The 26,475-nt window shown below is 63.6% G+C and carries 23 protein-coding genes and 1 pseudogene; 10 read left to right on the top strand and 14 right to left on the bottom strand.

Annotated elements, in window-relative coordinates; genetic code table 11:
* Positions 1–39: 39 nt before the first annotated feature.
* From IVB31_RS19820 to IVB31_RS19790, 7 genes are all read right to left on the bottom strand, one after another.
* Positions 40–450 carry an iron-sulfur cluster assembly accessory protein gene (locus IVB31_RS19820; RefSeq protein WP_007609828.1) on the bottom strand — a complete coding sequence of 137 codons (411 nt, stop codon included), beginning with the start codon at positions 448–450 and terminating at the stop codon, positions 40–42.
* 88 nt (positions 451–538) lie between these two features.
* A complete protein-coding gene (locus IVB31_RS19815) occupies positions 539–910 on the bottom strand; it encodes an SUF system Fe-S cluster assembly protein (RefSeq protein ID WP_045000007.1) in 372 nt (123 codons plus the stop codon).
* Entirely contained in the window at positions 907–2,154 is a 1,248-nt protein-coding gene (locus tag IVB31_RS19810) for a cysteine desulfurase (RefSeq protein ID WP_247325422.1), read from the bottom strand. The genes IVB31_RS19815 and IVB31_RS19810 overlap by 4 nt, the downstream gene beginning before the upstream one ends.
* Entirely contained in the window at positions 2,151–3,455 is a 1,305-nt protein-coding gene (gene sufD, locus IVB31_RS19805; RefSeq protein WP_247325419.1) for a Fe-S cluster assembly protein SufD, read from the bottom strand. Before sufD ends, IVB31_RS19810 begins: the two co-directional genes overlap by 4 nt.
* A 12-nt stretch (positions 3,456–3,467) precedes the next feature.
* The gene (gene sufC / locus IVB31_RS19800; RefSeq protein ID WP_247325417.1) at positions 3,468–4,220 is read right to left on the bottom strand and encodes a Fe-S cluster assembly ATPase SufC; all 753 of its coding nucleotides are present in this window, start codon (positions 4,218–4,220) and stop codon (positions 3,468–3,470) included.
* Positions 4,221–4,282: 62 nt separating this feature from the next.
* The gene (sufB, locus tag IVB31_RS19795) at positions 4,283–5,779 is read right to left on the bottom strand and encodes a Fe-S cluster assembly protein SufB (protein ID WP_247325414.1); all 1,497 of its coding nucleotides are present in this window, start codon (positions 5,777–5,779) and stop codon (positions 4,283–4,285) included.
* A 113-nt stretch (positions 5,780–5,892) separates the two neighbouring features.
* The gene (locus IVB31_RS19790) at positions 5,893–7,032 is read right to left on the bottom strand and encodes a cysteine desulfurase family protein (RefSeq protein WP_247325412.1); all 1,140 of its coding nucleotides are present in this window, start codon (positions 7,030–7,032) and stop codon (positions 5,893–5,895) included.
* A gap of 346 nt (positions 7,033–7,378) precedes the next feature.
* On the opposite strand from IVB31_RS19790, the gene IVB31_RS19785 reads away from it, so the two are divergent.
* Positions 7,379–8,026 (top strand): alpha/beta hydrolase, encoded by a 648-nt coding sequence (locus IVB31_RS19785; protein WP_007591562.1) that lies wholly within the window; start codon positions 7,379–7,381, stop codon positions 8,024–8,026.
* 62 nt (positions 8,027–8,088) lie between these two features.
* On the opposite strand, the gene IVB31_RS19780 is transcribed toward IVB31_RS19785, so the two are convergent.
* From IVB31_RS19780 to IVB31_RS19770, 3 genes are all read right to left on the bottom strand, one after another.
* Positions 8,089–8,412 carry a multidrug efflux SMR transporter gene (locus IVB31_RS19780; RefSeq protein ID WP_247325411.1) on the bottom strand — a complete coding sequence of 108 codons (324 nt, stop codon included), beginning with the start codon at positions 8,410–8,412 and terminating at the stop codon, positions 8,089–8,091.
* A 10-nt stretch (positions 8,413–8,422) separates the two neighbouring features.
* Positions 8,423–9,118, bottom strand: a complete 696-nt coding sequence (locus IVB31_RS19775) for a glutathione S-transferase family protein (protein ID WP_247325410.1) — start codon at positions 9,116–9,118, stop codon at positions 8,423–8,425.
* A 111-nt stretch (positions 9,119–9,229) separates the two neighbouring features.
* On the bottom strand, positions 9,230–10,333 hold the full coding sequence (locus IVB31_RS19770; RefSeq protein WP_247325409.1) for an anhydro-N-acetylmuramic acid kinase: 1,104 nt from the start codon (positions 10,331–10,333) through the stop codon (positions 9,230–9,232).
* A 165-nt stretch (positions 10,334–10,498) separates the two neighbouring features.
* Here IVB31_RS19770 and tyrS point away from each other — a divergent pair, with 165 nt between their 5' ends.
* The 3 genes from tyrS to IVB31_RS19755 all read left to right on the top strand — a co-directional run bounded on the left by tyrS (position 10,499) and on the right by IVB31_RS19755 (position 13,676).
* Positions 10,499–11,752 carry a tyrosine--tRNA ligase gene (gene tyrS / locus IVB31_RS19765; protein ID WP_247325407.1) on the top strand — a complete coding sequence of 418 codons (1,254 nt, stop codon included), beginning with the start codon at positions 10,499–10,501 and terminating at the stop codon, positions 11,750–11,752.
* A 57-nt stretch (positions 11,753–11,809) separates the two neighbouring features.
* A complete protein-coding gene (locus IVB31_RS19760; protein WP_247325405.1) occupies positions 11,810–13,051 on the top strand; it encodes an MFS transporter in 1,242 nt (413 codons plus the stop codon).
* A 220-nt stretch (positions 13,052–13,271) separates the two neighbouring features.
* On the top strand, positions 13,272–13,676 hold the full coding sequence (locus tag IVB31_RS19755; protein ID WP_247325402.1) for a DoxX family protein: 405 nt from the start codon (positions 13,272–13,274) through the stop codon (positions 13,674–13,676).
* 155 nt (positions 13,677–13,831) lie between these two features.
* Here IVB31_RS19755 and IVB31_RS19750 read toward each other — a convergent pair whose 3' ends face one another.
* The gene (locus IVB31_RS19750) at positions 13,832–14,071 is read right to left on the bottom strand and encodes a hypothetical protein (RefSeq protein ID WP_247325400.1); all 240 of its coding nucleotides are present in this window, start codon (positions 14,069–14,071) and stop codon (positions 13,832–13,834) included.
* Here IVB31_RS19750 and IVB31_RS19745 point away from each other — a divergent pair.
* The gene (locus IVB31_RS19745; protein ID WP_247325399.1) at positions 14,054–15,748 is read left to right on the top strand and encodes a methyl-accepting chemotaxis protein; all 1,695 of its coding nucleotides are present in this window, start codon (positions 14,054–14,056) and stop codon (positions 15,746–15,748) included. The two genes, IVB31_RS19750 and IVB31_RS19745, sit on opposite strands and share 18 nt — an antisense overlap.
* Before the next feature lie 75 nt (positions 15,749–15,823).
* Here IVB31_RS19745 and IVB31_RS19740 read toward each other — a convergent pair whose 3' ends face one another.
* A complete protein-coding gene (locus IVB31_RS19740; RefSeq protein WP_247325397.1) occupies positions 15,824–19,654 on the bottom strand; it encodes a DUF3971 domain-containing protein in 3,831 nt (1,276 codons plus the stop codon).
* Between the two features lie 195 nt (positions 19,655–19,849).
* On the opposite strand from IVB31_RS19740, the gene IVB31_RS19735 reads away from it, so the two are divergent.
* From IVB31_RS19735 to IVB31_RS19720, 4 genes are all read left to right on the top strand, one after another.
* Positions 19,850–20,542: a peroxiredoxin gene (locus IVB31_RS19735; protein WP_247325394.1), complete on the top strand. Its 693-nt coding sequence runs from the start codon at positions 19,850–19,852 to the stop codon at positions 20,540–20,542.
* 110 nt (positions 20,543–20,652) lie between these two features.
* Complete coding sequence (locus tag IVB31_RS19730) at positions 20,653–22,014, top strand: M23 family metallopeptidase (protein ID WP_247325388.1); 1,362 nt, start codon at positions 20,653–20,655, stop codon at positions 22,012–22,014.
* 94 nt (positions 22,015–22,108) lie between these two features.
* The gene (locus IVB31_RS19725; protein WP_247325387.1) at positions 22,109–22,594 is read left to right on the top strand and encodes a low affinity iron permease family protein; all 486 of its coding nucleotides are present in this window, start codon (positions 22,109–22,111) and stop codon (positions 22,592–22,594) included.
* A gap of 144 nt (positions 22,595–22,738) precedes the next feature.
* The gene (locus tag IVB31_RS19720; RefSeq protein WP_247325386.1) at positions 22,739–23,119 is read left to right on the top strand and encodes a DUF1003 domain-containing protein; all 381 of its coding nucleotides are present in this window, start codon (positions 22,739–22,741) and stop codon (positions 23,117–23,119) included.
* A gap of 68 nt (positions 23,120–23,187) precedes the next feature.
* Here IVB31_RS19720 and IVB31_RS19715 read toward each other — a convergent pair whose 3' ends face one another.
* Together IVB31_RS19715 and IVB31_RS19710 are read right to left on the bottom strand one after the other, a co-directional pair.
* On the bottom strand, positions 23,188–24,423 hold the full coding sequence (locus tag IVB31_RS19715; protein ID WP_247325385.1) for an ABC transporter substrate-binding protein: 1,236 nt from the start codon (positions 24,421–24,423) through the stop codon (positions 23,188–23,190).
* 106 nt (positions 24,424–24,529) lie between these two features.
* A pseudogene (locus IVB31_RS19710) lies at positions 24,530–25,440 on the bottom strand (DMT family transporter).
* A gap of 308 nt (positions 25,441–25,748) precedes the next feature.
* Here IVB31_RS19710 and IVB31_RS19705 point away from each other — a divergent pair.
* Positions 25,749–26,465, top strand: a complete 717-nt coding sequence (locus IVB31_RS19705) for a hypothetical protein (RefSeq protein ID WP_247325381.1) — start codon at positions 25,749–25,751, stop codon at positions 26,463–26,465.
* Positions 26,466–26,475 lie beyond the last annotated feature (10 nt).

Raw genomic sequence — 26,475 nt, 5'->3', positions numbered from 1 at the left:
GCGCGTCCGGGACACGAGAGCGGTGCGTTGGGGACGAAACTACCCGTCGATCTGGGCCGGGCGCAGCTCGACGGACTCGCCGCAGCCGCAGGCGGAGATCTGGTTGGGGTTGTTGAAGACGAACTGGGCCTGCATCTTGTCGGCCTTGTAGTCCATCTCGGTGCCGAGCAGGAACAGCACAGCCTTGGGATCGACCAGGATCTTGACGCCCTTGTCCTCGACGACCTCGTCGGTCGGGCGGACGTCGTGGGCATATTCGACCGTGTAGGACTGGCCGGCGCAGCCGCCGTTCTTGACGCCGACGCGCAGGCCGACGATCTCGGAATCGGCGCGCTGGGTGAGCTCGCTGATGCGCTGGGCCGCAGCGTCCGTCAGCCGCATCACCTGCGGGCGGGGCCGCCGCGGCTTCGGGGTGGATGCTGGTGTCGAGCCTGACGATATCTGGGTCATGTCAGTGATGTGGTCCGTTGCCGAGCGAATTCAATGCCAAGGATTGAACAAGGATGATCTAACAAGGATCTGAAGCCTAGGTTACGCGTCACCACATGTTGAGCACGAGGCGGGCCTCGTCGCTCATGCGCTCCGGCGTCCAGGCCGGCTCCCAGATCACCTTGACGTCGACCACGCCGACGCCGGGGACGCTGGCGACTGCGTTCTCGACCATGGTCGGCAGCTCGCCGGCGGCCGGACAGTTCGGCGTCGTCAGCGTCATCTGGACGTCGACCGAGCGGTCGTCCTTGATCTCGACCTTGTAGATCAGGCCGAGCTCGTAGATGTCGGCCGGGATTTCCGGATCGAACACCGTCTTGAGCCCGGCGATGATCTCGGTGGTCAAACGCTCGGTCTCCTCAGGCGGCAGCGCCGACTGGGTCTCCATCGGATTGGCTTTGATTTCGGCCGTGTCACTCATGCGAACAAATCCCGCGCCTTCAACAGCGCCTGTGCCAGATGATCGACTTCTTCCCGCGTATTATACATGCCGAACGACGCCCGGCATGTGGCTGTGACGTTGAACCGTTCTAAAAGCGGCATCACGCAATGGGTGCCGGCGCGCACCGCGATGCCCTGGCGGTCGATCACGGTGGCGACGTCATGGGCGTGTGCGCCCTTCATCTCGAAGGAGATCACCGGGCCCTTGGCCCGCGCCGTGCCGATCAGCCGCAGCGAGTTGATCTCCCGCAGCTTGTCCTGGGCGTAGGTGACGAGATCGTGCTCGTGCGCGGCGATGCGCTCCTTGCCGATCGAATTGACGTAGTCGATGGCGGCGCCAAGGCCGACGGCCTCGACGATTGCCGGCGTGCCCGCCTCGAATTTGTGCGGAGGATCGCCATAGGTGACGACGTCCTGCGAAACTTCGCGGATCATCTCGCCACCGCCGTTGTAGGGGCGCATCGCGAGGAGGTGGTCGTATTTGGCCCAGAGCACGCCGATGCCGGTCGGACCGTAGACCTTGTGGCCGGTGAAGACATAGAAGTCGCAGCCAATGTCCTGGACGTCGACAGGCATATGCACGGCGCCCTGGCTGCCGTCGACCAGCACGGGAATGCCGCGGGCGTGCGCGATCTTCACCACGTCCTTGACCGGGACGATGGTGCCGAGCGCGTTCGACATCTGCGTGATCGCGACCAGCTTGGTCTTCGACGTGAGCAGCTTCTCGAACTCGTCGATCAGGAAATTGCCCTCGTCGTCGACCGGCGCCCATTTGATCACGGCGCCCTTGCGTTCCCTGAGGAAATGCCATGGCACGATGTTGGAGTGGTGCTCCATGATCGAGATGACGATCTCGTCGCCTTCTCCGACATTCGGGCCGCCCCAGGACGAGGCGACGAGATTAATCGCCTCCGTCGCGTTGCGGGTGAAGATCACTTCCTCAGTGCGGGGCGCGTTGATGAACTGCGCCACCTTGGTGCGGCCGCCCTCATAGGCTTCGGTCGCGGCGTTGGCGAGGTAATGCAGGCCGCGATGGACGTTGGCGTATTCGGACGTATAGGCCTGCGTCATGCGGTCGAGCACGACTTTCGGCTTCTGTGCCGAGGCGGCGTTGTCGAGATAGACCAGCGGCTTGCCGTAGATCTGCATGGCGAGCGCCGGAAAGTCCTCGCGCACGCGGGCGACGTCGTAGGCACCGTTCTTGACTGCGGGATGCGTGCTCATTGGCGCCGCTCCAGCCAGCGCTCGGCAATGCCGATCACATGCTCGCGTAGATCGTCATCGGCGATCTGCTCGATCGCCTCGCCGACGAACGCCTGGATCAGCAGCGCCTGGGCCTGCTTCTCCGGCAGGCCGCGCGCCTTCAAATAGAACAGCAGGCTGTCGTCGAGCGCGCCGGCGGTGGCGCCGTGGCCGCAGGAGACGTCGTCGGCGAAGATCTCGAGCTCGGGCTTGTTGTCGGCCTCGGCTTCGTCCGAGAGCAGCAGCGCGCGGATCATCATCTTGCCGTCGGTCTTCTGCGCATCGGGACGCACGATGATGCGGCCCTGGAACACCGAATGGGCGCGATCGTCGATCACGGCACGGAAGACTTCGCGGCTGACGCAGTTCGGCACGGCGTGGTCGACCACCAGCGTGGTGTCGCCATGCTCGGTGTTCTGCAACAAATTGACGCCGTTGGCGGAGAGCTCACTGCCCTCGCCCGCCAGCGTGATGAAGCCCTGGAGGCGGCTGACCGCAGCACCGGTGGTCATGTTGAAGAAGTTGAACTTCACATTGGCGCCGATGGTGACGAAATGCGAGGTGACGTTCAGCGCGTCGGGCGCATCGTCCATCAGGCGGATATGGGCAACGTCAGAATTGTCGCCAACCGACAGGAGTACGGCGTCGTTGACCTGATAGGCCTTGGCACCGGCGGCGACAAAGCTCTCGATGATGGTGGCGCGAGCGCCCTTCCCGATCGCAACCTGCGAACGGGTGAAGGCCGACGCGGAAGCAACGGTCGCGATGTGGATGATCTGGATCGGTGCGGACAGCTGCGCGCCATCGGCGATATCAAGCACGACGCCGTCGGTCGCCATCGCGGCGTTCAGCGCGATCACGGCATCAGTGGCCGCAGTCTTCAGCAGCCCGGCATCCTTCTCCAGCGTCTCCCGCAGCGTCCTGAAGCCCGCCTCGGCGGCGAGCGCCTTGACGTCGGAGAGATCTGCCGCGAACACGCCGTCGACCAGCACGAGCTTGCGGGCGCCAGCGATCGCATGCGCCTTCACCGCCTCCGCAGCGCGCTTCAGCGCGGCCGCATCGGGCGCGGCTGCCAGCGGCAGCACCTCGCCGACCAGCGCGCGGAGGTCAGTGTATTTCCATTCCTCGATCCGGCGGTGCGGCAGGCCGAGCCGCTCATAGGTCTCGAACGCCTCGCGGCGCACCGCGATCCCGGAAGGCGAACCCGGCAGGCGGCCTTCGGCGCTGGCGAAGAGATCGCTCACCGCGCGGCCGTTTCCGGTCTTTGCCACAGCAACGTTCATTTCAAACAATCCTTACGCGGCGTCCTCGAACTGGGCGTAGCCGGACGCTTCCAGCTCCAGCGCCAGTTCCTTGCCGCCGCTCTTCACGACACGGCCCTTCGACATCACGTGCACGATGTCGGGCACGATGTAGTTCAGCAGCCGCTGATAGTGGGTGATGACGACCATCGCACGCTTGGGCGAATGCAGCGCGTTGACGCCGTCGGCCGCGATGCGCAGCGCATCGATGTCGAGGCCGGAATCCATCTCGTCGAGGATGCACAGGCTCGGCTCGAACAGCGCCATCTGCAGCACCTCGTTGCGCTTCTTCTCGCCGCCGGAGAAGCCGACATTGACGCCGCGCTTGAGCATGTCCTGCGGGATGTTCAACGACTTCGAGACTTCGCGGACCTTCTTCAGAAAGTCCGGTGTCGAATATTCGCTCTCGCCGCGCGCCTTGCGCTGCGCATTCAGCGCGGTGCGCAGGAAATTCATGGTGGCGACGCCGGGAATCTCGACCGGATACTGGAACGCCAGGAACACGCCCTTGGCGGCGCGCTCGTTGGGGGCCATCGCGAGCAGATCTTCGCCCTTGAACAGGATCTGGCCGTCGGTGACTTCATAGCCGGGCTTGCCGGCGATGACGTGGGAGAGCGTCGATTTGCCGGAGCCGTTCGGCCCCATGATCGCGTGGATCTCGCCCTCGTTCACGGTCAGCGTCAGCCCGTGGAGGATCTCACGCTCCTCGACACGAACCTTCAGGTCTTTTACTTCAAGCAACGGCATCTTGGTATCCAGTCTATTCAATTGATGCATGGAGCGCCGCAGCGCGCCGCGAGGGTCGGCGATTAGCCGACCGACCCTTCAAGCGAGATCGAGATCAGCTTCTGCGCTTCCACCGCGAACTCCATCGGCAATTGCTGAAGCACGTCCTTGACGAAACCGTTGACGACGAGGCCGACGGCTTCCTCCTGCGTGAGGCCGCGCTGGATGCAGTAGAACAGCACATCCTCGGAGATCTTCGACGTCGTGGCCTCGTGCTCGAACGTCGCCGACGAGTTCTTGGCTTCGATATACGGCACGGTATGCGCACCGCATTTGTCGCCGATCAGGAGCGAATCGCAGGCGGTAAAGTTGCGCGCGCCGGTCGCTTTCCGATGCGCGGTGACGAGGCCGCGATAGGTGTTCTGCGACTTGCCGGCGGCGATGCCCTTGGAGATGATGCGGCTCGACGTGTTCTTGCCGAGATGGATCATCTTGGTGCCCGAGTCGACCTGCTGATAGCCGTTCGAGATCGCGATCGAGTAGAACTCGCCCCGTGAATTATCGCCGCGCAGGATGCAGCTCGGATACTTCCAGGTGATCGCCGACCCGGTCTCGACCTGGGTCCAGGAGATCTTGGAATTGTTGCCGCGGCAGTCGCCACGCTTGGTGACGAAATTGTAGATGCCGCCCTTGCCTTCCGAATTGCCGGGATACCAGTTCTGCACCGTCGAATATTTGATCTCGGCGTCGTCGTGCGTGACGAGCTCGACCACGGCCGCATGGAGCTGGTTCTCGTCGCGCTGCGGCGCGGTGCAGCCTTCGAGATAGGAGACGTAGGAGCCCTTGTCGGCGATGATCAGCGTGCGCTCGAACTGGCCGGTGTTGCGCTCGTTGATACGGAAGTACGTGGACAGCTCCATCGGGCAGCGCACGCCGGGCGGCACGTAGACGAACGAGCCGTCGGAGAACACCGCCGAGTTCAGCGTCGCGTAAAAATTGTCAGAGGTCGGCACCACGGAGCCGAGATACTTTTGCACCAACTCGGGATGCTCGCGGATCGCTTCCGAGATCGGCATGAAGATCACGCCCGCCTTCTTCAGCTCTGCCTGGAAGGTGGTCGCAACCGAGACCGAATCGAAGACGGCGTCGACCGCGATCTTGCGCCTGTTGGGATCCTGCTCGCCGGGCTTGGGCTCGAGGCCTTCGAGCATGGCGACTTCCCGCAAGGGGATGCCGAGCTTTTCGTAGGTCTTGAGGATCTCCGGATCGATCTCGTCGAGCGAGTTGATCGTCTTCTTCGGCTTCGGGGCCGAATAGTAATAAAGGTCCTGGAAGTCGATCTTGGGATAGTCGACGCGCGCCCAGGTCGGCTCGGTCATGGTCAGCCAGCGCCGATAGGCCTCGAGCCGCCACTGGAGCATCCAGGCGGGTTCGTTCTTCTTCTCGGAGATGAACTTGACGGTCTCTTCCGACAGCCCCTTGGGGGCCTTATCGGACTCGATCAGGGTCTCAAACCCATAACGATACTGATCGACGTCGATGCGCTTCACGCGCTCGACCGTCTCTTGCACGGCTGGCATTCTATCCTCCGCTCGCGGTTTCAAGGACCGCGGTGGATCAAACTCGGACGAGTATTACGATGTTTCTGTGCGCAAAGCACGGGCTTAGAACCATTCAAGCCGTGTTTCGTCGCCTAGGCTCTAAGTAGGGTATTACCGAGCTTTCGCCAAGCCTCTAACGCCCTATTGATGTCATCCGGTCCCGTGGACCAGCCCAGACTGAGACGCACCGCTCCCTGGGCCACGGCGGGATCGTACCCCATTGCCGACAGCACGTGGGACGGCTGCACCTTGCCGGAGGAACAGGCTGAGCCCGAGGAAACGGCCACGCCTTCGAGGTCGAAGCCGATGACCGCAGTCTCGGCCTTCAGACCGGGGACCGTGAAGAGGACGGTATTCGGTAACCGCTTGACGTCGTCGGAGAAGACCATCGCCCCGGGAAGGGCGCGAATGCCATTTTCCAAGAGATTTCTGAGGGTTGCCATTCGCTCCGCATGCTCCGGCAGAGCCTGAAGCGCGACCTTTACCGCTGCCCCAAAGCCCGCAATGCCCGCGACATTCTCGGTTCCGGCGCGCCGGTTCAGCTCCTGGCCGCCGCCCCGAAGCACCGGTTCCAGCCCGGCGATCCCCTCGGCCACCACCAGCGCACCCACGCCCTTGGGACCGCCAATCTTGTGCGCAGAAAAAGTCGCAAGGTCTGGTCCGATAACCTTGATATCGAAAGGGATTTTTCCAAGCGCCTGGATTGCGTCGACGTGCAGGAGGCCGCCGGCCCCGTGAACAATTCGCACGGCCTCGGCGACCGGCTGCAACGCGCCCGTCTCGTTGTTGGCCGCCATGATGGAGACTAGCGCCGGCGGACCGTCGCTGAGCAGCGCCTCCAGGTGATCCAGGTCGATCACGCCGGAGCGCGTGACCCGGATCTGACCGATCCTGTTCGTCGGGAACCGGCCGCCTGCCAGCACCGAGGCATGCTCGATAGCCGAGACCAGGAGCCGCTCAACCGGGTCGCCCGACGGCCCTCGCAGGCCGGGCGACAGCGCAAGTGCATTGGCCTCGGTTCCGGCTGAGTTGAAGACGACATTCCGCGGCAGCGCGCCCACGGCCGTCGCAAGCGTGGCGCGGGCCTCCTCGACCAAGCGTCGTGCCTCCCGCCCCTCGGCATGGACCGAAGAGGGATTGCCGATCAGCTCATAGGCGGCGAGCATCGCGGCTCGCGCTTCAGCGCGGAGCGGCGTGGTCGCATTCCAGTCGAGATAAACACGGCCCCGCATGAGGTATTATGTTACCCTGCGGGGAAACTGCTTCACCCGCGCTGATGCCCGAGATGGGCCGTTCCGGCGCGCTTGGCAACCTCGATTCCGAATCCCCATCGCCCAATGACGGCGCCGCGACACGCTAACATCTTGAACCGATTGCGGGATGTTCAAGATGCTTGCTTTTTGACCCTCGCCTCATGTTAGAACGCGCGCGTCGGTTCACCGCGCGCCGCTCGCGCATCATCCGAGGGCGCCGCACCACCCTTCCATTCGCGGTTTGATCGGCCGAGCAGCCGATGAAATCCGCACAATCGGTTGATTGCTGAAGAGCGTCTTCAAGAGATCAATCAAGAGATCATCCATGCCTGAAGTTATTTTCACTGGCCCCGCCGGCCGTCTCGAAGGCCGCTATCACCCGGCCAAGCAGAAGAACGCGCCGATCGCGATGGTCCTGCATCCGCACCCGCAGTTCCACGGCACGATGAATCATCAGATCATCTACCAGTGCTACTACGCGTTCGCGCATCGCGGCTTCTCGGTGCTGCGCTTCAACTTCCGCGGCGTCGGCCGCAGCCAGGGCTCGTTCGACCATGGCACCGGCGAATTGTCGGATGCGGCTGCAGCCCTCGACTGGGCGCAGACCATCAATCCCGAAGCGCGCGCCTGCTGGGTCGCCGGCTTCTCCTTCGGCGCCTGGATCGGCATGCAGCTCCTGATGCGCCGTCCCGAGGTCGAAGGCTTCATCTCGATCGCGCCGCCGGCGAACCTCTACGACTTCTCGTTCCTGGCGCCCTGCCCGTCCTCGGGCCTGATCGTGCATGGCGAGAAGGACGCGGTGGTGCCGCCCAAGGACGTCAACACGCTGGTCGAGAAGCTGAAGACGCAGAAGGGCATCGTGATCGACCAGCAGGTCATCCCCGGCGCCAACCATTTCTTCGACGCCAAGCTCGAGCCGCTGATGGAAACCATTACGGCCTATCTCGACATGCGCCTGGCGAACGTGCGCTGAGGCGCGTTATGTTTGGAGCATGATCTTATCGGAAAACCGCGCACACTTTTCCGGATCATGCTCTAAGCCAGCTTGAGCGCGACGATTCCCATCAAGACGAGCGCGATGCCCGCAAGCTTCATCGCGCTCAAGGTCTCGCCGAACAGCATCACGCCCATGACGAAAGTGCCGGCGGCACCAATGCCGGTCCAGACCGAATAGGCGACGCCGACCTCCAGCACCTTCAACGCGCGTCCGAGCAGGACAACGAAGGCGGCCAGCAGCACGAGCGAAGCGAAGCTCCAGCCTGCGCGCGTGTAGCCTTCCGCATATTTCATCGAGATCGCCCAGCCGACATCGAGCAGGCCTGCGATCACCAGCATCAGCCAGGCCGCGGATGACGACATCGGCGCGTGCTCAGGCTGCGAGCTTGAGCAGATGCGCGTCGTGGCGCACGAGGAAGGCGCGCAGCAATTGCGGATAGTCCGCGCCGACCGCGGTGCGAACACTCGGACGCTTCGCAAGCTCTGCCCGCCACGCCCGCACCTTAGGCAGATCCCTGAAGATGCCGAGCTCGGTCAGTTCGTCGAACACGTCGAAATAGCGGAAGACGGGTGCGAACACCGCATCGACGAGGCTGAACGCATCGCCGGCGAAGAATGGGCCTGCGCTTAACGCGGCCTCGACACGCGCGAACTTTGTCACGAGCGCCTGGCGCTTGCCTTCGAAGGTCGCCGGATCGGTCGTGGTCTCCAATCCCCAGAGATCGCCGAGGGTCGCCGAGCCGAACTCCATCCACGCACGATGCTCGGCGCGCGTCAGCGCATCGGCCGGATGCAGCGCGACGCCGCCTTGCGTCTCCTCGATGTACTCGCAGATCACGTTGCTCTCGAACAGCGCGACCTCGCCCTTGTCCGTCGTCACCACCAGCACCGGCACCTTGCCGAGCGGCGACAGTTTCAGGAACCAGTCGGGCTTGTTGGCGAGGTCGATGTCGACCCGCTCGAACGGCACGCCCTTCTCGTTGAGCGCGATCACCGCACGCTGCACATAGGGACAAAGCTTGTGGCTGATCAGCTTGAGCGAGGCGGACGCTTTAAGTGAAGTAGTCATGGCGGTGGTCCCGGCGGTTGGATGCAACGTCATCCAATATAGATGCACTTGCATGTATCCGTCAAGATCAATGCATCTGCATTGACTGGCCTTGGTCCGAAGGTCTGGACCTCAGGGCCGCGCCATCACCCCGCCGGTCATCGGCATCGGCACGCCCGTGGTGGCCGGATAGGACAGCGGCAAGCCCTTCAGGCCGCGGGCGGCGAGGAAGCCGAAGGCCTGCGCCTCGATGGCGTCGGACGCCCAGCCGACCGCCTCGGCGGCCTCGACAGTCGCGGACCCGACACGCTCCCGCAGCATCTGCAGCATGGTCCGGTTGCGGGCGCCGCCGCCGCAGACGATCCAGCTCCGCGGCCTTCGTGGCAGCAGCGGGATGATGCGGGCGATCGCCGCCGCGGTGAAGGCGGTGAGCGTCGCGGCGCCATCCGCCGGCTGCACCTCGCCGAGCTTCAGCGCGGCAAAATCGTTGCGGTCGAGCGATTTCGGCGGTGGGCTTGCGAAGAACGGCAGCTCCAGCGCCCGCGCAATCCAGCCCTCATCGGCCTTTCCCTGCGCCGCGAACTTTCCGTCCGCGTCGAACGCCTGGTTCATGGTGCGGTACATGAAATCGTCGAGCAGCGCGTTGCCGGGACCGGTGTCGCAGGCAATCAGCGTGTCGTTGCCATCGATATAGGTGATGTTGGAGACGCCGCCGATATTGACCACGACGATCGGCCCTTCGCGCGCCAGCGAATTGGCGAGCGCGCGGTGGTAGACCGGCACGAACGGCGCGCCCTGCCCGCCGGCCTCGACGTCGGCGGCGCGGAAATCATGCATCACCGGGATATGGATCGCTTTCGCAAGCGCCGGCGCGTCGCCGATCTGCACCGTCAATCGCCTTTCGGGCCGGTGCAGCACGGTCTGGCCGTGGAAGCCGACGATGTCGATGTCCTCCGGCTTCAGGCGATTCTGGGCGACGAAGGCCGCCACCGCCTCGGCATGCGCCAGCGTCACCACGCGTTCGGCCTCGGCGAGAACTCCCGGCCGGGCATCGCGCTGCGGCAGGTGCACGGCTTCGCTCAGCGCCTGACGCAGCAGGCTACGCTCCGCCGGGCTATAGGGCCGGTAGCCGGACGGCCCGAAGGCTTTCACCTGCTTTCCGTCGGTTTCGATCAGCGCAACGTCCACCCCGTCCAGCGAGGTGCCGCTCATCAAACCGAGTGCCGTCAACATCATGGGATCAGCGTCCTCAAGAGCCCCCTCCGGCATGCCGATCTTGTGCCAGAGGGACACATCTTATAATGCCACAGGCCAAAGTGGCGGGCAGCAACCGAGTTCCCAGGTAAGACCCTTAAGTTGCTCCCAAAACAGTAAACCAAGAATTGTCAGGCACGCCGACAGATGACTGCATTCAAATCGGATTTCCTCAACATCCTGCAGGAACGTGGATTCATCCACCAGTGCTCCGATTTCGAGGGGCTGGACGCACTCGCCGCCAAGGGCGGGGCGACCGCCTATATCGGTTACGACTGCACTGCGCCGTCGCTCCATATCGGCCACTACCTGACCATGATGATCCTGCACTGGCTGCAGGAGAGCGGCAACAAGCCGATCACGCTGATGGGCGGCGGCACCACCATGGTCGGCGACCCCTCCGGCAAGGACGAAACCCGCGTGATCCGCAGCGTCGCCGAGATCGAGGCCAACAAGGCCTCGATCCGCGGCGTGTTCGAGAAGGTGTTGCGCTATGGGGATGGGCCGTCCGATGCGGTGATGCTCGACAATGCCGAATGGCTGAGGAAATTGAACTGGATCGAGATGCTGCGCGATGTCGGCCGGCATTTCTCGGTCAACCGCATGTTGACGATGGACTCGGTGCGCCTGCGTCTCGAACGCGAGCAGGAGATGAGCTTCATCGAGTTCAACTACATGGTCTGCCAGGCCTACGACTTCGTCGAACTGTCACGCCGCGTCGGCTGCCGCCTGCAGATGGGCGGCTCGGACCAGTGGGGCAATATCGTCACTGGCGTCGATCTCGGACGGCGCATGGGCACGCCGCAATTGTTCGCGCTCACGGCTCCCCTGCTCATGACCGCCTCGGGGGCCAAGATGGGCAAGACCGCCCAGGGCGCGGTCTGGCTCAACGCCGACCAGTTCTCGCCGTATGATTTCTGGCAGTACTGGCGCAACACCGAGGACGCCGACGTCGGCAAATTTCTGAAGCTGTTCACGACGCTGCCGATGAGCGAGATCAGGAAGCTCGAGGCGCTCGGCGGCTCCGAGGTCAACGAGGCCAAGAAGGTGCTCGCGACCGAGGCGACCGCGCTGCTGCACGGCCGCGATGCCGCAGATCAGGCCGCAGAGACCGCGCGCCGCACGTTCGAGGAAGGTGCGCTCGCCGAAAGCCTGCCGACGGTCGAAATTCCGCGGGGCGAACTGGATGCCGGTCTCGGTGTGCTCAACGCCTTCGTCAAGGCGGGCCTCGTCGTCTCCAATGGCGAGGCGCGGCGCCAGATCAAGGGCGGCGGCCTGCGCGTCAACGACGAGGCCGTCACCGACGAGAAGTTGGTGCTGTCGGCGGCCAGCCTGACGCCGGAGGGCGTGATCAAGCTGTCATTCGGCAAGAAGAAGCACGTCCTCATCAGGCCTGCATAGGCGTATGAGCTTTTCGCTGCTTGTCAGGGCGCGCCGAAGCGCGCTCCCTGATCGGCAATGGACCAGAACACACCCAGGGAAGATGCAACGCAGCAAGGCGCGGTGCGCACCGCGCTCGTCGTGCTCGCGCTGTGCTTCACACTGGCTGTACTCGGACGCGGCCTGAGCGAGAGTTTCACCGTCTTCCTCAAGCCGATCTCGGAAAACTTCGGCTGGGACCGTGCGCAGGCGGTTTCGATCTATTCCCTGACCTGGCTCATCAGCGGACTGACCGCGCCGCTGGTCGGACGCCTGTTCGATCATTCCGGGCCGCGCATCGTCTACGCGCTCGGGCTGTTGCTGCTCGGCTCGGCATTCCTGATCGCAAGCCATGCGCAGGCGCTCTGGCAATTCCAGCTCTCGATCGGATTGTGCGTCGGCATCGGCGTCGCCTTCATCGGCAATGTGCCGAACTCGATCCTGCTCGGTCGCTGGTTCGGCCCCAAGCTGCCGACCGCGATGGCGGTGGTTTATTCGGCCATGGGTGGCGGCGTGCTGGCGCTGCTGCCGGCCTCGCAGCTTTTGATCGATCATCTCGGCTGGCGCGAGACCTACCAACTATTCGGCTTTGCCACATTGGGTTTGCTGGTGCCGCTCATGTTGCTGCCGTGGCGGCTGTTCGCCTCGGGCTCGCCGCATATCGCCAAGAAGACCGATCCGGATTTCGTCGATCACGGCTGGACGCTTCCGAGCGCGATGCGTCACCACGCCTTCTGGGCGCTGTTCTCGACCTTCTTCTTCACCGCCGTCGGCATGTATGCGATCGCAGCCCAGATCGTGGCCTATCTGATCGACGCCGGCTTTCCGCCGCTGCAAGCCGCGACGGCCTGGGGCTTTTCCGGCGTCGTGCTGGTGTTCGGCATGCTCGGCGTGTCCGCGCTCGACGGGCTGATCGGGCGCAGGCCATCGGTGCTGCTCAGCTACGCGATCTCGATTCTCGGCATCGTCCTGCTCTGGCTGTTGCAGTACAGCCCCAACGTCATCGTGCTCACAGGCTTCGTCGTCTGCTTCGGCAGCATGATGGGATCGCGTGGGCCGCTGATCACGGCAACCGCGATGAAGATTTTTCGGGGTAAGCGTGTGGGCACCATCTTCGGCACCATCTCCATCGGCAGCGGTCTCGGCTCGGCGTTCGGCTCATGGAGCGGCGGCCTGATCCATGACGCGACCCATGGCTACAACGCGCTGCTCGCCTTCGCACTTGCGAGCGTGGTGCTCGGGATGATCCCATTCCTGATCGTGCCCGCCTTGCGGCGGTAAGTCTCTCAGAGGTAACCTGAGCGCATTCGCGTCACCGGGGAAATACGGATGGGGCTTGGCGCGAACAATCGCAAAAAACCGGATCGCGCGCGGCTGAATGTCCAGTCTGCGGTGTTTTGTCCGACATGACGAAAATGTCAGGCTGAATCGGGCTTGGGCGGCTTGCGAGGCGGAAGCGAATTTGGTCCAAGTCGCAGCATTGGATGGAGGGCAAAAACCAATGAACTTTCCGCATCTCGTTCGCTTTCAACCGGTTCTCTTGAGCCTGTTTCGCTTCGTCACCGGCCTCTTGCTGTTGCAGTACGGCATCGCCAAAATCTTCAAGTTTCCGGTGCTGCCGTACTTCGCGAACATACCGCCGCTGATCTACGCGGCCGGCACGATCGAGCTCGTGCTCGGCGCGCTCTTGATGATCGGCCTGTTCACCCGCCTCGCGGCCTTCATCCTCTCGGGTGAAATGGCCTTCGCCTACTTCATGGGCCACATGTTCAAGGGCGAGACGCCGGTGTTGCTGCCGCTGCTCAATGGCGGCACCGCGGCGATCCTGTTCTGCTTCGCCTGCCTCTATCTGTCGGCTGCCGGCGGCGGCTCGGTCAGCGCCGATGCGGCGATGGGCAAGGACTAGTCGGCGAGCGGCGCGATTGCGCGACGCCGATGCGCGAGTAACCGATGGCACCGGCAGCCTTGCCGGTGCCGCCTACCGAGAGCCCAGCACGTTCCAGATGAGAACGAGGGCCGCCACGAGCAGCATGGACATGATGAGGCGGTGAACGAATCGGTTCATTGGCCGTCCTGCGAAGCTCGATCGCCACCAAAGTCCGGGACCGATATCCTTCCGCAAAAATACGGGTGCTCGGCGATGCATGGCGTTTTGCCTGCAGGCTTGCGCACAAGGTTGCGCAGCGGCTGTCGCGCAGCGGGCCAAGGCATGGCTATGTTCATGAATGGTAAGAACTTCATGCTACCGATGCGAGCAATAACAACCATTTCGTAGAGGCTGCGATGAAGCTGCTGAGCCATCTGAAGATCCGCACCAAGCTCACCAGCATGGTCTGCCTCGCGGCTCTCACAGTCACGGCCATCATCGCGGGATCGGCCTTCCTCAGCAAGAGCCGCATGATGGAAGACCGGGTCCAGCAGATGAAGACCGCGGTCGACATGCTCTACAGCCTGGCCCAGTCGGTCCAGGACGACGTCACCGCCGGCAAGCTCGCTCAGGCCGACGCCAAGGCCCAGTTCCACATGCGCGGCCGGCGCATGAGCTTCAACGGCGGCCAAGGCTACCCGGTCGTCTACAACGCCGACACCTCCCTCCTCGTCAACGGCGCCAACCAGCAGCTCGAAGGCAAGATCACCGGTGCGGTGGACTCTAACGGCATCAAGATCGCCGACGCGATCATCACCGCCGGCAACCAGAACCTCCAGGGCGGCGTGACGTCCTATCTCTACCCCCGACCCGGCCAGACCGAACCTGTCCGCAAAACCGTATTCGCCCGCAAGTTCGCGCCCTGGGACGCGACGATCAGCTATGGCCTCTATGTCGACGACATCGACGCCGATGTCCGCGCGTTGACGCTGGAGCTCGCCGCGATCGGTGTCGGCCTGATGCTGCTGATGGCGACGCTGTCCTGGCTGATCGCCCGCGACGTGCTCGGCGCGCTCGACCGTCAGAAGACCCGCATGCAGGAGATTTCCGAAGGCGCCATCGACACGCCGGTCGAGGAAACCGGTCGCGGCGACGAGATCGGCCGCATGGCCGAGACCCTCGAAGTGCTCAGGCAGACCGCGTTGACGGCGCGTACCCTCGAGGCCGAGCAGGTCGCCACCAAGACCCGCAGCGAGCAGGAAAAACGCGACGCCCTGATCGCGCTCGCCGACCGCTTCGATGCCTCCGTCGGCCAGCTCGTCGGCCTGATGGCCTCCGGCTCCGGCGAGCTCGAGACCACCGCCAAGTCGATGTCGTCCACGGCCGAGGGCACCAACCGCCGCGCCGCCGTGGTCGGCTCCGCCGCCACCGAGGCAAGCCAGCGCGTCCAGACGGTTGCGGCCGCCGCCGAAGAACTCTCCTCCTCCATCACCGAGATCAGCCGCCAGGTCGCGCAATCCGCCGAGGTCACGGGACGCGCCGTGGACAGCGCGCGGCGCACCGACACCATCGTGCGCGCGCTCTCCGACGGCGCCCAGCAGATCGAGCACGTCGCCGAGCTGATCTCCAGCATCGCCGCGCAGACCAATCTGCTCGCGCTCAACGCCACCATCGAAGCCGCGCGCGCCGGTGAAGCCGGCCGCGGCTTCGCCGTCGTCGCCTCCGAGGTGAAATCGCTGGCGAGCCAGACCGCGGAAGCCACCCGCGAGATCGGTGACAAGATCGCCCAGATCCAGGGTGCGACCAAGGAAGCGGTGGACGCCATCGGCGGCATCACCGCCACCATCGAGGAAGTCAGCCGGATCGCCACCTCGATCGGCGCCGCCATCGAGGAGCAAGGTGCGGCCACCGCCGAGATCGCCCGCAGCGTCTCGCAGACCGCGGAAGCAACCAAGGAAGTCACCACCAATATCGGCGGCGTCGGCACGGCGGCGAACGAGACCGGCAACGCGGCCGGCATGGTGCTCGCGGCGGCCTCGAATCTCTCCAAGCAGGCCGAGCAGCTCTCCGGCGAAGTCGGGACGTTCCTGGCCGGAGTCCGCGCGGCGTAGGCTTCGCAGACAATTCCCCGAGAGATCCATCATGCCCCGTTCAGGCCATGACGCTGGGAAAAAGCAGCCGCGCTGCTATCGCCGTGCGAGGCTGCAACCGTTCGAGAGCTGCCGCGTCGATCCGGTCGAACCGTCGTTCGACTGCGCGGGGAATTCCTCGAACGGCGAGTTCTGCTTGCCGGTGTTGAACTCGAAGATCTTGCGGAACAGGCCTGGCGCCATCGCCGAGATCGGATTGACGCGCATCACTGGCGCTACGGGCGTGCCGACGACCTCGTAGGTGACGCCGATCAATCCCTCATTGTTGCCGCCGCCGAGGAAGATGCCGAACAACGGAATCTGGCCGAAGATATTGTTCACCCCGTACATCGGCACGAAGGTGCCGCTCATGCACACCTGGTTGCCGGGATAATCGATCGAGCCCTCGATGGTGGCGCCGATCATCGGCCCCTTCACCACGCCGTCGCGGATCGTGAGCGCACCGTTCTGCCGGGTGAATTCCGCGCGCAACGCCGTGAAGGCGACGCCGCTCTGCGCGCCGTTGGGGCCGCCCGCCGCGACGCGATCGAGTTGATCCATTCCCTTCACGGTGAAGTCGCGCACATTGATCAGACCTTCCCTGGTCGTCGGCTCGGACGTCGGCGGCTCCATCGCCACCACCATCTGGCCGCCGAAGACCTTGTTGGTGGTGTCGGCGAAGCGCAGCAGTGCGCCGGCGTCGTTGGTCTGAAGATAGATCACCTCGCGCGCGCCCTGCGCGCGGCCGCCGCGCAGGTCGGCTGCCACGGGCGTGTCGCGGCCAATCTTGCCGCTCAGCGTGAAGGCCTTGATGGCGCCGCTGCGCTTCGACATCTTGGCATCGACGCTGCGCATCGCCTCGCCGTTGAAGCCGGCGATCGCACCGAGCTTCACGTCGATGTCGAAATCGACGTTCTTCAGCTTGCTCTTGGCATCCTCCTTGGAATTGCCTGAGATCGCCGACTTCAGGAAGCCGCGGCCGTCGAACACGTCGCCGCGCATGGTGCCGCGCACCACGCCGTCCTGGCCACGCTCCACCTTCAACGACGTCTTGTCGCCATCGGACGGCGAATAGGTCGGGAAGTTCGCATTCACGAGGTCACCGTTCGGGTCGACCTCGACCGAGCCCTTGATCAAGGCGCCGCCGCCCTCGATGACGATGTCCTCCAGGCGCGTCGATTGCGCCGTCGGAACCACCTTGAAGCTGGCCTTGCCCGATTTGCCCGGCAGCTTGACCCAGCCCGGCAGGATATTGTCGAGCTTGACCGAGGTCAGGTCGGCCTCGATGCCGAGCTTTGTCGTCTGGTCGGGACCGCCGGCGATCTTGCCCGACAGCTTGATCGGCAAGGAGCCACTGACGGCGGGGCTCAGGTCGAATCCGAGGCGCGCGCGGCTCGCATCGTCCAGCGTGGTCTGCAATTTGACGTCCGCATCGCCCTCGGTCGGCTTGCGATAGTCGAGCGAGGCCGCCTGCCCGTTGATCTTGACGTCGCCCTTGACCTGATAGCCCTGGTTGTTGGCAACGATCTTGAGGGTGTTGGCCTCCAGCTTCTGGTTCATCACCAGCTTGTCGGCGGCAAAGCCGTTGAGGTCGGCGCTGACGCTGTAGTTGGTGTCGGCCTTGGTCAGCGCGCCCTTGACCGGCAGGCCGAGCTGGATGTTCGCCGAGAACGTCCCCTTGCTGGTGTTGGGATCGACGAAGGTCGCCGACAGGTCGCTCAGACGATCATTGGACAGGAGTTCTGCCGCCGCCGCCACCGGTCCGTCAGCGCGGAATCTGCTTCGCGACGGCGAGGGTTTCGGCGCCATGTCCGGCACCTCGAAGGTGAAATCGGAGATCGTGACCTTGCGGCCCGCGGGCGTATCGGCAATGCCCTGCCCGATGTTCACGGTCGCCGTGCGTCCGGTCACGCGCGCCTTCAAATCGGCATCGTGCACCACCGGCATCCCGTCGACGGGACGAACCGCGACGCCGGTCGCCACGATGTTGACCGACAGGCCGTCGTCAGGAATAGGCGGGCCTTTGCGCGGAAGGTTCTTCGTCGGCGAGTTGACGCCGATCTCGATGCGCTGGAGCGTCCCGCGCTCGATCCGCTCGATCACCCATTCGCGCAATTCGGGAACAACAAGCGTCGGCCACATCCGCTTCAGCGCCGAAGCCGACATCGGCGTTCCCGCGAAGCCCAGCGTCAGCCGCGGCTCGCCCGAATAGTCGATGGCGCCGGTGCCGGCGACGCCGATTTCGCCGTTGGAGATATCGGCCTGCGTCAACAGCAGCCGCTTGTGGTCGGTGTCGAAGCGGAAGCCGATCGCGATACGGTTGAAGACGAGCGGCGGCTCATTGTCGATGCCGCCCAGCAGGATCGAGCCGCCGCTGAAGCCGAGCTGCCAATCGTTGCTGTTGCCGTTCGGCGGCTCGAGATGGGCGAGCAGCGTGACGCGGTTGGCGCCCGAGAGGATCTTGAAGGGCGCGACCAGCACGCGCCTGTTCGAATCCCATTCGATGTTGATCTCGGCCGAGTCGATCGCCATCGGATAGTCGGGGGTGTCGGTGTCGATGATGTTGCCCGCACCGATCGCCATCTTGCCGCGGAAGAAGGTCGGCACGCCGTCGCGGCCGAGCTCGCCCTTGAGCTCGCCGGTCAGCGGCAGGTCGGCGGTGTAGGTGAGGTCCTTCACCCGCAGCGCCAGCAGGATGTTGGCGGTCGAGACCTTGTCGGCGCGAATGTCGACCGAGCGCACGCCGTTCGCTGCCGGGCCAATCGTGGCCCGCAGCGACCACGGACGCGCGCCCTCCTCGCCGAGGCTGAGCGCGACGCCTCCATTGCTCGGCCGGCGCAGGCTGAGCGTGATGTTCTCAAACGTCCATTTGCTGCCGCGCTGCTGATCGTCGACGATCAGATTGCCGTTCTTCAGACCGATTTCGTTCAGGTTCTGGCCGTCGAGGCCGGTCAAGCTCAGACTGTCGAGCCAGTCGAGGCCCTGAAGAATGCCAGTCGGGGCCGCTGCCTGGGGGATGGCTTGCGATGCGGCCTGGGAAGCTCCTTGGGAGGGGTCTTGACCCGCAGGCCCCGTGGCGAATGGCGGCGGCGGGACACCGTTGCGCGGGAATGTCGGCGGCAGGCCCGCATCCTTCTTGGAGGCGACCCCGGTCGCGAGCGGCTTTGCGGTGTCGCCGGCCGACACGGTGACGGTGCCGTCAGGCGCGATCCGGATCGCGAGCTCGGCATCGACGAGGTTGAGGCTTTCCGCGCGCAGATGCCCCATCAGCAGGCCCGCACCCGACAATTTCACCTCGGCCTTGGGCGCGGTGGCGACGATGGCGTGATCGTGGTCGCGCACAATGATGTCACGGATGCGCACGGCGATCCGGATCCGCCCGGCCCGCTCGATCTGGGTGCCGCCGACCTCAACCGTGTTGCCGTGGCCGATATTGTCCTCGATCGCGGCGGCCAGCCACGGCGTCGCGATGTCGAGATTGATGGGACCGGCGCCGAGCCGCCACCACAGCGCGCCGAAGCAGCCGACGAAGATGACGACCAAGGCACCGACGACCACGGCCACGCGTTTCAGCCAGCGGCCACCGCCCAGGGCGCGGCGCAACGACCCAAACCCCTCACCGAAGCGATGGAAGCCCGAATTGGAACGCGACAACAGTCGGCGCGCCCGATGGCCCGCCGCCGCTTCCTGATCCGGATCCCAATCGGGGTCGTCCCATTGCTGCGGCTCTGGTTGGCCACCGCGCCGATCCACATCCCGATTGCCATCCTGGGGCGACGTATTCCTTGCCATTGCCTCTCGATACAGGCGCCCGTCGTGGGACTGAGCGCCGCCGGGACCGCAGCCGTCGACCGGAAGCGAAGCCCCCTGCGCCGGCACTGCCGCCATACCTCGAATATTCCTGCTGTTCGTCATTTCGCCCCGGGAGCGCGTTCAACGAGCAGTGGGGTGGTGCGTGGAATTTCTTGTAACCATACTCCGGCGTCGTCAGACTCGCCCACACGAGGGCACGATTCCGGCACACCGGACGAAGGCTGTAATACCGCTTTGGTTGACCCGCCGAAAGCGACGAAAGGAAGGCGTATGTCCAAGAAATCCCGAAAGAAATCGTCCAAAACGCCCTCCGGCAGGCCGACCGCTAAAAAGACGCCCCTGAAAACGCGGGCTGCGACTCAAACAAAGTCCGCGAAGACACAGCGGACACCGGCGAGCAAATCGACCGGGACCATAGCAAAGACAGCATCGCACGGGGCCGCATCGAAACAGTTAAATTCTTCCAAATCGGCCGCCGCGCCCGCAACGGCGGCGAAGGCCGCCTTGGCCGAGGGCCGGAAGGCTCCCGCCTTCCGCCTGCCCCGCGACGGCGGCGGTGTCGTCGCACTGTCGGATTATGCCGGCCAGAAGCTCGTCATGTTCTTCTATCCGCGCGCCGACACGCCGGGCTGCACCAGGGAGGCCATCGACTTCACGCGGCTGGCCGGCGCCTTCGCCGCGGCCGGCACCGCCGTGCTCGGCATCTCCGCTGATCCGTTAAAGGCCCAGGACAAGTTCCGCGACAAGCACGGACTCGGCGTCCCCCTCATCTCGGACGAAAAACACGAGATGCTGGAGGCGTATGGCGCCTGGGGCGAAAAATCCATGTATGGCAAGACCTTCCTGGGGATTCTTCGCACCACGATACTGCTTGGCGCCGACGGCAAGGTCGCCAAGGTCTGGCGCAACGTCCGGGTCGACGGCCACGCCGACGAGGTGCTGGAAGCGGCAAGAAGCCTTTAACCAATTCTTTAAATTTGAGCGGTTCCGTTTCCGGAAAATTAACCATGACCGGCCCAGATTGCTGCGGCAATTAGGCCGTACGGACTCATCCGACCGGCGCGGGAGTGCCGATGTCGAAAAGTTCTGCCCAATACTCGCAGTACCCCCAACATCACGCTCACGACCACGGACGGGCTTTTCATCGCCGTCCTGCCGCGGTGGCAACCGCGATTCCGCTTCCGGACACCGACGACGCCTACACCATCGTGCATCACGGCAAGCAGGTTCGCCTGGGGCCTGTGGTGTTCTGGATCGTGGTCGGCACCGTCGTGTTGCTCGGGCTCTGGTCGGCCGCAACCGCCACCTATTTCGCCTTTCGTGACGACGTCCTCACCCGGCTGATCGCCCGGCAGGCTGAGATGCAATATGCCTATGAGGACCGCATCGCCGAGCTGCGTGCCAAGGTCGATCGAACCACCAGCCGGCAGCTGCTCGACCAGGAGCAGTTCGACCAGAAGCTCGACCAGATCATGAAGCGCCAGACGGCGCTGGAGTCCCGGGCCACGGCGCTCGGAGCCATGCCTGATGTCACCGGATCGATTCCCCGTTCCACCCCGCAGCGTGGCGACGCCAGCCAGACGACGACGCAGGGCACGCCGAAGCCCTCGCCGATCAGCGACACCGTGATCTTCGTGGCGCCACCGGATCGCGAAGCGCGGCTGGAGTCGCGCGCGCCGACGGTCGTGGCACCGCCGACCAATCAATTCGCCAAGAACCAGGGGTTCGACAACGTCGTCGTTCGGCTCACGACCTCGCTTGACCAGGTCGAGCGTCGCCAGATGGCGGCGCTCAGCGCCGTCGAGGAAGGCATGGATTCGCGCATGCGCCGGATGCGCGGCGTCGTCAGCGACCTCGGCCTGAACCTCGCCAATCTCGAGGCCGCCGTGCCGCGCACCGCGATGGGCGGGCCTTTCGTCCCGGTCAAGCTGACGGCCAATGCCGGCGTGTTCGAGAAGCAGCTCTCACGCATCAACACCACGCGCGCCGAGATGGACCGTCTCAACCGCACGCTCGCACTCGTGCCCTATCGCAAGCCCGTCATCGGCGAGGTCGAGTTCACCTCCGGCTTCGGGGTGCGCAGCGATCCCTTCCTCGGCCGGCCCGCGATGCACACAGGGCTGGACTTCCGCGCCGCCACCGGCGATCCCGTTCGCGTCACCGCCAACGGCAAGGTGGTCTCGGCCGGCTGGTCCGGCGGCTACGGCCGCATGATCGAGATCGACCACGGCAATGGCCTTGCGACCCGCTACGGCCATCTCTCCGAGATCAATGTCAAGGTCGGCGAACTCGTGAAGATCGGCCAGGTCGTCGGGCTTGTCGGGTCGACCGGCCGTTCCACCGGCCCGCATCTGCATTACGAAACCCGTATCGACGGCGAAGCGGTCGATCCGCAGAAGTTCTTGCGCGCAGGCGTACGGCTCAGCGCGGGCTAAAGTCCATTCGCCCGGGCCCCCCCTCCGCGGTCCTCGATGGAACTTCCGAGTTCCATTGGAGTTCATTAAGCCTCTGAACAGGCGCGGGGTTCTCATGCGACAGACCGATCCGAAAGCTCGCCCGGCGAAGGGCAACGCGGAGGACCCGCACAGCAGGGCGGCCCAGCTCTTCGGCGAGATCGCCAGCAGAACGTCTCAAGCTGCCGGGCGCGCGCTCACGTTCATGATCGCAGCCGGCATCGTCCTGATCTGGGCAATCACCGGTCCCATCTTCCACTATTCCGACACATGGCAGCTGGTGATCAACACTGGCACCACGATCGTGACGTTCCTGATGGTCTTCCTGATTCAGAATTCCCAGAATCGTGACGGCGCCGCCATCCAGGTGAAACTCGACGAACTGATCCGTGTGAGCGCAGCACACAATTCATTCGTCGGGATCGAGCATTTGACCGACGACGAGATCGACGAGATCCGCACCAAGTGTGAGCTTCGCGCCCAAGCCGAGAAGGTCGGGGACGAGACGGTGAAAAAAGCCGGCAAGAAAGCCAAACGCGCCGCCGACCTCGTCACCGAATGAAAGCCGACGGCTACCATAGCCACGCCCACAGGCAACAAGCGGTCCAGGAATATCGAGACCATCATCAAGCTGGAGGAAGAGGATGAGCGCCGGCTATCGTCGATCCACAGAGCGTCGTACAAGGTCGGATGGTTCGTCGGCACCGTGGACTTCGTCATCTCGCAATTGGTGCTCGTCGTGCTCTGGGCTTTGTGGAATTTGTACCGTCCGGCTCCATTCGATCCCTATCCATTCCCTCTCCTGTCGGCCTTCCTCGCCCTCGAAGCGGTGCTGCTGACCTCGTTCGCGCTCATCCGCCAAAACGCGATGGATCAGCAGTCCGAACGACGAAATCACCTCGACCTGCAGATCAATCTGCTTGCCGAACGCGAGGCCGACAGCATCCTCAGGGCGCTGGGCGTGATTGCAGCAAAATTCGACATCGAACTGCCGCGAGACGCCGAGATCGACGGGGTGGAACGCGATACGCAGGTCGAGAGCATCGCCCGCGATCTAAGGTCTCAGAAAGACGAGGCGTCCGCCTGAGCCTGCGGGGCAATCCCCTTCATTCGGAATAGCTCCGGGGCTTGTTTCGCGACATCAGCCCCAGCCGGCTACTGGCTGCGCTCGTGGCCGACCTCACCGGTGATGACGTCGCCGAACAGCTCCCAGGCCTGCCCGTTGAAGCGCATCAGCTGCATCTGCTCGATCGGGAAATAGTCGTCTGGTGACGTGTTGACCATGATGCCAGGCAGCATCAGGTCGGTGTGAAAATCCTTCAGGCTGGCGGCCTGCTTCATCACGTTCTCACGTGTGAGGTTGTCGCCGCACTGCTTCAGCACCTGCGCCATCGCCTCCGCCTGGACGTAGCCGTAGAGATTGTTGGCATTGGCCTTGTCGCCTTCAGGGTAATATTTGTCCATGAACGCGCGCCATGCCAACACCGCCTGATCCTTGTCCCAGGTCGGATCGGTCGGGTCCTTCAGATACGCAGTCGAGATGATGTCCTTGGAATAGTCGAGCCCGGCCGGCTTCAGTACCGAGGCGATCGACGTCGCAGTGTTGCCAAGGAAGAATTTTGGCTTCCAGCCGAGCTCGCCGACCTTCCGGATCGCCTGGGCCGACCCCTTCGGCGCCGCCCAGGAGAAGAATATATCGGCGCCGGAATCGTGCAGCGCCACGATCTGCGAGTCGATCGAGGGATCGCTGACCTCGTAGGATTTGTCGGCGATGATCATGTTCGCCTTGTCGCCGAGCCCGTCCTTCAGGCCCTTGAACTGGTCCTTGCCGGCGTCGTCGTTCTGCCAGAACACCGCGATCTTGCTGTTCGGAAAATGATCGCGAATGTATTTTGCATAGATGCGGCCCTCGCTCTGGTAGTTCGGCTGGAATCCCATGGTCCATGGAAAATTCCTGGGGTCGCCGAACTTGGTGCCACCGGAAGCGACGAAGAGCTGCGGCACCTTCTTGGCGTTCATGTATTTCATGATCGCGGAGTTCGAAGGCGTGCCGAGCGGCTGGAAGATCAAGAGCACCTCGTCGCTCTCAACCAGCTTGCGCGCCTGCTCGATCGCCTTTGGCGGCGAATAGGCATCGTCATAGCTGATGAAGTTGATCTTGCGGCCGTTGATGCCGCCCTGGTCGTTGATCATCTTGAAGAACGCGGCCTCGGTCTTTCCGATCACGCCATAGGACGACGCCGGCCCGCTATAGGGCATGATGTTGCCGAGCTTGATGTCGGTGTCGGTGGCGCCGGGATCGTATTTTTTCTGCGCCAGGGCCGCTGTCGTGACGAGCACGCCGGCAGCAAGAATGGCGAGGGCAGCAAGGTTATTGCGACGACCCGGCATCGTTCTCTCCCCTGTTTTGTAGTCTTGTTTTGCCGAGAGTGTCGCAAGGCCGCCTGCGGCTGGCAAGCGCCGCGATTTTCCGTACGGTAAAACGGCGGCTCCGGAACTATGTGCCGCGCCGCAGCAGGTTCGCGAGGCGCCCGTCGATCACCAGCAATGCGCTGCCGATCACAAGAGCGCCCGCGATCTCGCGCATGGAGATCGGCTCGCCCAGCACAAGCCATCCCAGAAGAACGGCGGTGACGGGAATGAGCAGCGTCACCAGCATCACATTGGTCGCGCCCGAGCGCCGCAGGATCTGGAAGAAGACGATATAGGCGAGCGCCGTCGACAGGCCGGCAAGGCCAAGCACCGCGAGCCATGTCGTCACGCCCGGCATCGAGAGACGCCACGGCTGCTCCATTGCGCCGGCGACGATCGCCATCATCACCGTGGAAGCCATCAGTTGAAATGCTGCCGTCCCCAGCGGGGCTGCGTCCTTCAACAACCGCCGCGCCGCCAGCGCCGCAAAGCCATAGCTGAAGGCGCCGCCGAGGCAGAGCAGGATGCCGAGCCCCTGCCCTGCCCGTGTTTCAACGCCCCATCCGCGCAGGATGATCACGCCGGCAAGCCCGAGGCCACGCCGGCCACGCGGCGCAGCCGTAAGGCCTCTTCGCCTGCCGCCGCCATCACGATCACCGTGAACAGCGGCGTGGTGGCATTCAGGATCGACGCCAGCCCGCTTGGAATGAAAGTCTGGCCGATCACGATCAGCGAGAACGGGATGACGTTGTTGAGAAGCCCAATCGCGACAAACGGCTTCCAGCCGGCTATGCCCCGGGGGAAACTGATGCCCTGTATGCGGAGCAGCGGCAGCAGAATGGCCGATCCGAGTGCAACGCGCAAAAGCACCAGCGTGAGCGGCGGCAATTCCCGCAGCGCAGCGCCGTTGAAAAAGAACGAGCCGCCCCAGAGCACCGAGAGCACAGCAAGCAGCGACCAGTCTCGCGCGTCGATCCGGTTGTCATTGGGGGGCATGGAGTCTCATATCGGCGGCCGAGCCTGTCGCCTAGGACGGGGCGGCGAACAAGGCCACCCGATTTCCGACAGATTTACTGAGGAGGTCCGCTGCGTCGGGCGCCACCCGCAATATCGAGCTAGATCCGTAAAGGATAGTAGACGCGGCGAAGAAGCGCGCCCAAGAGGCCACATCGCTGCTCGCGCAATACGTGATCATGCCGGATCGCCAGCGGATAGAATCGGTGCGTGCGCCCGTGGAGTAGAGGCCAACGGGTATTGCAACTATTGGGGAAAGCATTACGCTCTGTAAGCTTTGGGAGCGAGCATTGGAACGAAGATCAAAAGCGGTACCAGAACAGTCAGCTGAAAAGTTTATTCTGAAGGACTGGGCGGTTTTCGTTCCAACGTTGGGGACTGCGCTTGCTATTTCCTGGCAGGTTGGAAGCCTATTTCCTCTTGGCGGATTCTACTTCTTTGGCCTATCGGATCATCTGGTAGCGGCGTCCAAGTCCTTGCCCATAGGGTTGGCATTATCCGCACTGGTGGTAGTCTGTTACACAGTGTTTCTCTCTAATCGTTCGCCAAGCGAACTATCGAATTTTGCTGTTAAGGCGGCACTATGCGTCGCTCTCATTGGATATCCGTTAACGGCTCTGTTCGCTTATCTTGAATGGAATGACATCGAGATGCCGTTCGTACTCAGCGCGTTGACATTGTCCTTGCTCGTTACATTTTTGGGGATTGTTACCAGACATCCAATAGACGGTAGTCTGCTTCTGTTCATGATTTTTACATTGCTCATTATGCTTTCGACGTCATTCGCGAATGATCTGACGCTGTGGCGGCTCTCTCGCATTGAGGATGGGAAGTTTCCGTTATCCTCGATTGTGTCGAAGAGTGGCGGCGTATCCAAGGGGGTTGTTTTTATGGCAGGAGATCGTGGGTACCTCCTTTACGCGCCTCGCCGATCTGTCACGTTTATTAGATCGGATGAAGTTGTGATGATTGACATTGCACGATCGAGAGGTATCGCTTCCCACTAACGCAGAGTTC

Origin of the sequence: Bradyrhizobium sp. 21, from assembly GCF_023073335.1 — a bacterium.
Lineage (GTDB): Bacteria > Pseudomonadota > Alphaproteobacteria > Rhizobiales > Xanthobacteraceae > Bradyrhizobium.
This window is presented reverse-complemented; position numbering and strand designations above follow the sequence as displayed.

What these genes read in the sequence shown, in the direction of transcription:
- IVB31_RS19750 (WP_247325400.1), bottom strand. Translation starts at nt 14,071, where the DNA reads ATGGCTCAGCAGCTTCATCGCAGCCTCTACGAAATGGTTGTTATTGCT.
- IVB31_RS19715 (WP_247325385.1), bottom strand. Translation starts at nt 24,423, where the DNA reads ATGCCGGGTCGTCGCAATAACCTTGCTGCCCTCGCCATTCTTGCTGCC.
- sufC (WP_247325417.1), bottom strand. Translation starts at nt 4,220, where the DNA reads ATGCCGTTGCTTGAAGTAAAAGACCTGAAGGTTCGTGTCGAGGAGCGT.
- IVB31_RS19730 (WP_247325388.1), top strand. Translation starts at nt 20,653, where the DNA reads ATGTCGAAAAGTTCTGCCCAATACTCGCAGTACCCCCAACATCACGCT.
- sufD (WP_247325419.1), bottom strand. Translation starts at nt 3,455, where the DNA reads ATGAACGTTGCTGTGGCAAAGACCGGAAACGGCCGCGCGGTGAGCGAT.
- IVB31_RS19790 (WP_247325412.1), bottom strand. Translation starts at nt 7,032, where the DNA reads ATGCGGGGCCGTGTTTATCTCGACTGGAATGCGACCACGCCGCTCCGC.
- tyrS (WP_247325407.1), top strand. Translation starts at nt 10,499, where the DNA reads ATGACTGCATTCAAATCGGATTTCCTCAACATCCTGCAGGAACGTGGA.
- IVB31_RS19815 (WP_045000007.1), bottom strand. Translation starts at nt 910, where the DNA reads ATGAGTGACACGGCCGAAATCAAAGCCAATCCGATGGAGACCCAGTCG.
- IVB31_RS19775 (WP_247325410.1), bottom strand. Translation starts at nt 9,118, where the DNA reads ATGACTACTTCACTTAAAGCGTCCGCCTCGCTCAAGCTGATCAGCCAC.
- IVB31_RS19725 (WP_247325387.1), top strand. Translation starts at nt 22,109, where the DNA reads ATGCGACAGACCGATCCGAAAGCTCGCCCGGCGAAGGGCAACGCGGAG.
- IVB31_RS19745 (WP_247325399.1), top strand. Translation starts at nt 14,054, where the DNA reads ATGAAGCTGCTGAGCCATCTGAAGATCCGCACCAAGCTCACCAGCATG.
- IVB31_RS19735 (WP_247325394.1), top strand. Translation starts at nt 19,850, where the DNA reads ATGTCCAAGAAATCCCGAAAGAAATCGTCCAAAACGCCCTCCGGCAGG.
- IVB31_RS19760 (WP_247325405.1), top strand. Translation starts at nt 11,810, where the DNA reads ATGGACCAGAACACACCCAGGGAAGATGCAACGCAGCAAGGCGCGGTG.
- sufB (WP_247325414.1), bottom strand. Translation starts at nt 5,779, where the DNA reads ATGCCAGCCGTGCAAGAGACGGTCGAGCGCGTGAAGCGCATCGACGTC.
- IVB31_RS19770 (WP_247325409.1), bottom strand. Translation starts at nt 10,333, where the DNA reads ATGATGTTGACGGCACTCGGTTTGATGAGCGGCACCTCGCTGGACGGG.
- IVB31_RS19820 (WP_007609828.1), bottom strand. Translation starts at nt 450, where the DNA reads ATGACCCAGATATCGTCAGGCTCGACACCAGCATCCACCCCGAAGCCG.
- IVB31_RS19755 (WP_247325402.1), top strand. Translation starts at nt 13,272, where the DNA reads ATGAACTTTCCGCATCTCGTTCGCTTTCAACCGGTTCTCTTGAGCCTG.
- IVB31_RS19740 (WP_247325397.1), bottom strand. Translation starts at nt 19,654, where the DNA reads ATGGCGGCAGTGCCGGCGCAGGGGGCTTCGCTTCCGGTCGACGGCTGC.
- IVB31_RS19810 (WP_247325422.1), bottom strand. Translation starts at nt 2,154, where the DNA reads ATGAGCACGCATCCCGCAGTCAAGAACGGTGCCTACGACGTCGCCCGC.
- IVB31_RS19785 (WP_007591562.1), top strand. Translation starts at nt 7,379, where the DNA reads ATGCCTGAAGTTATTTTCACTGGCCCCGCCGGCCGTCTCGAAGGCCGC.
- IVB31_RS19780 (WP_247325411.1), bottom strand. Translation starts at nt 8,412, where the DNA reads ATGTCGTCATCCGCGGCCTGGCTGATGCTGGTGATCGCAGGCCTGCTC.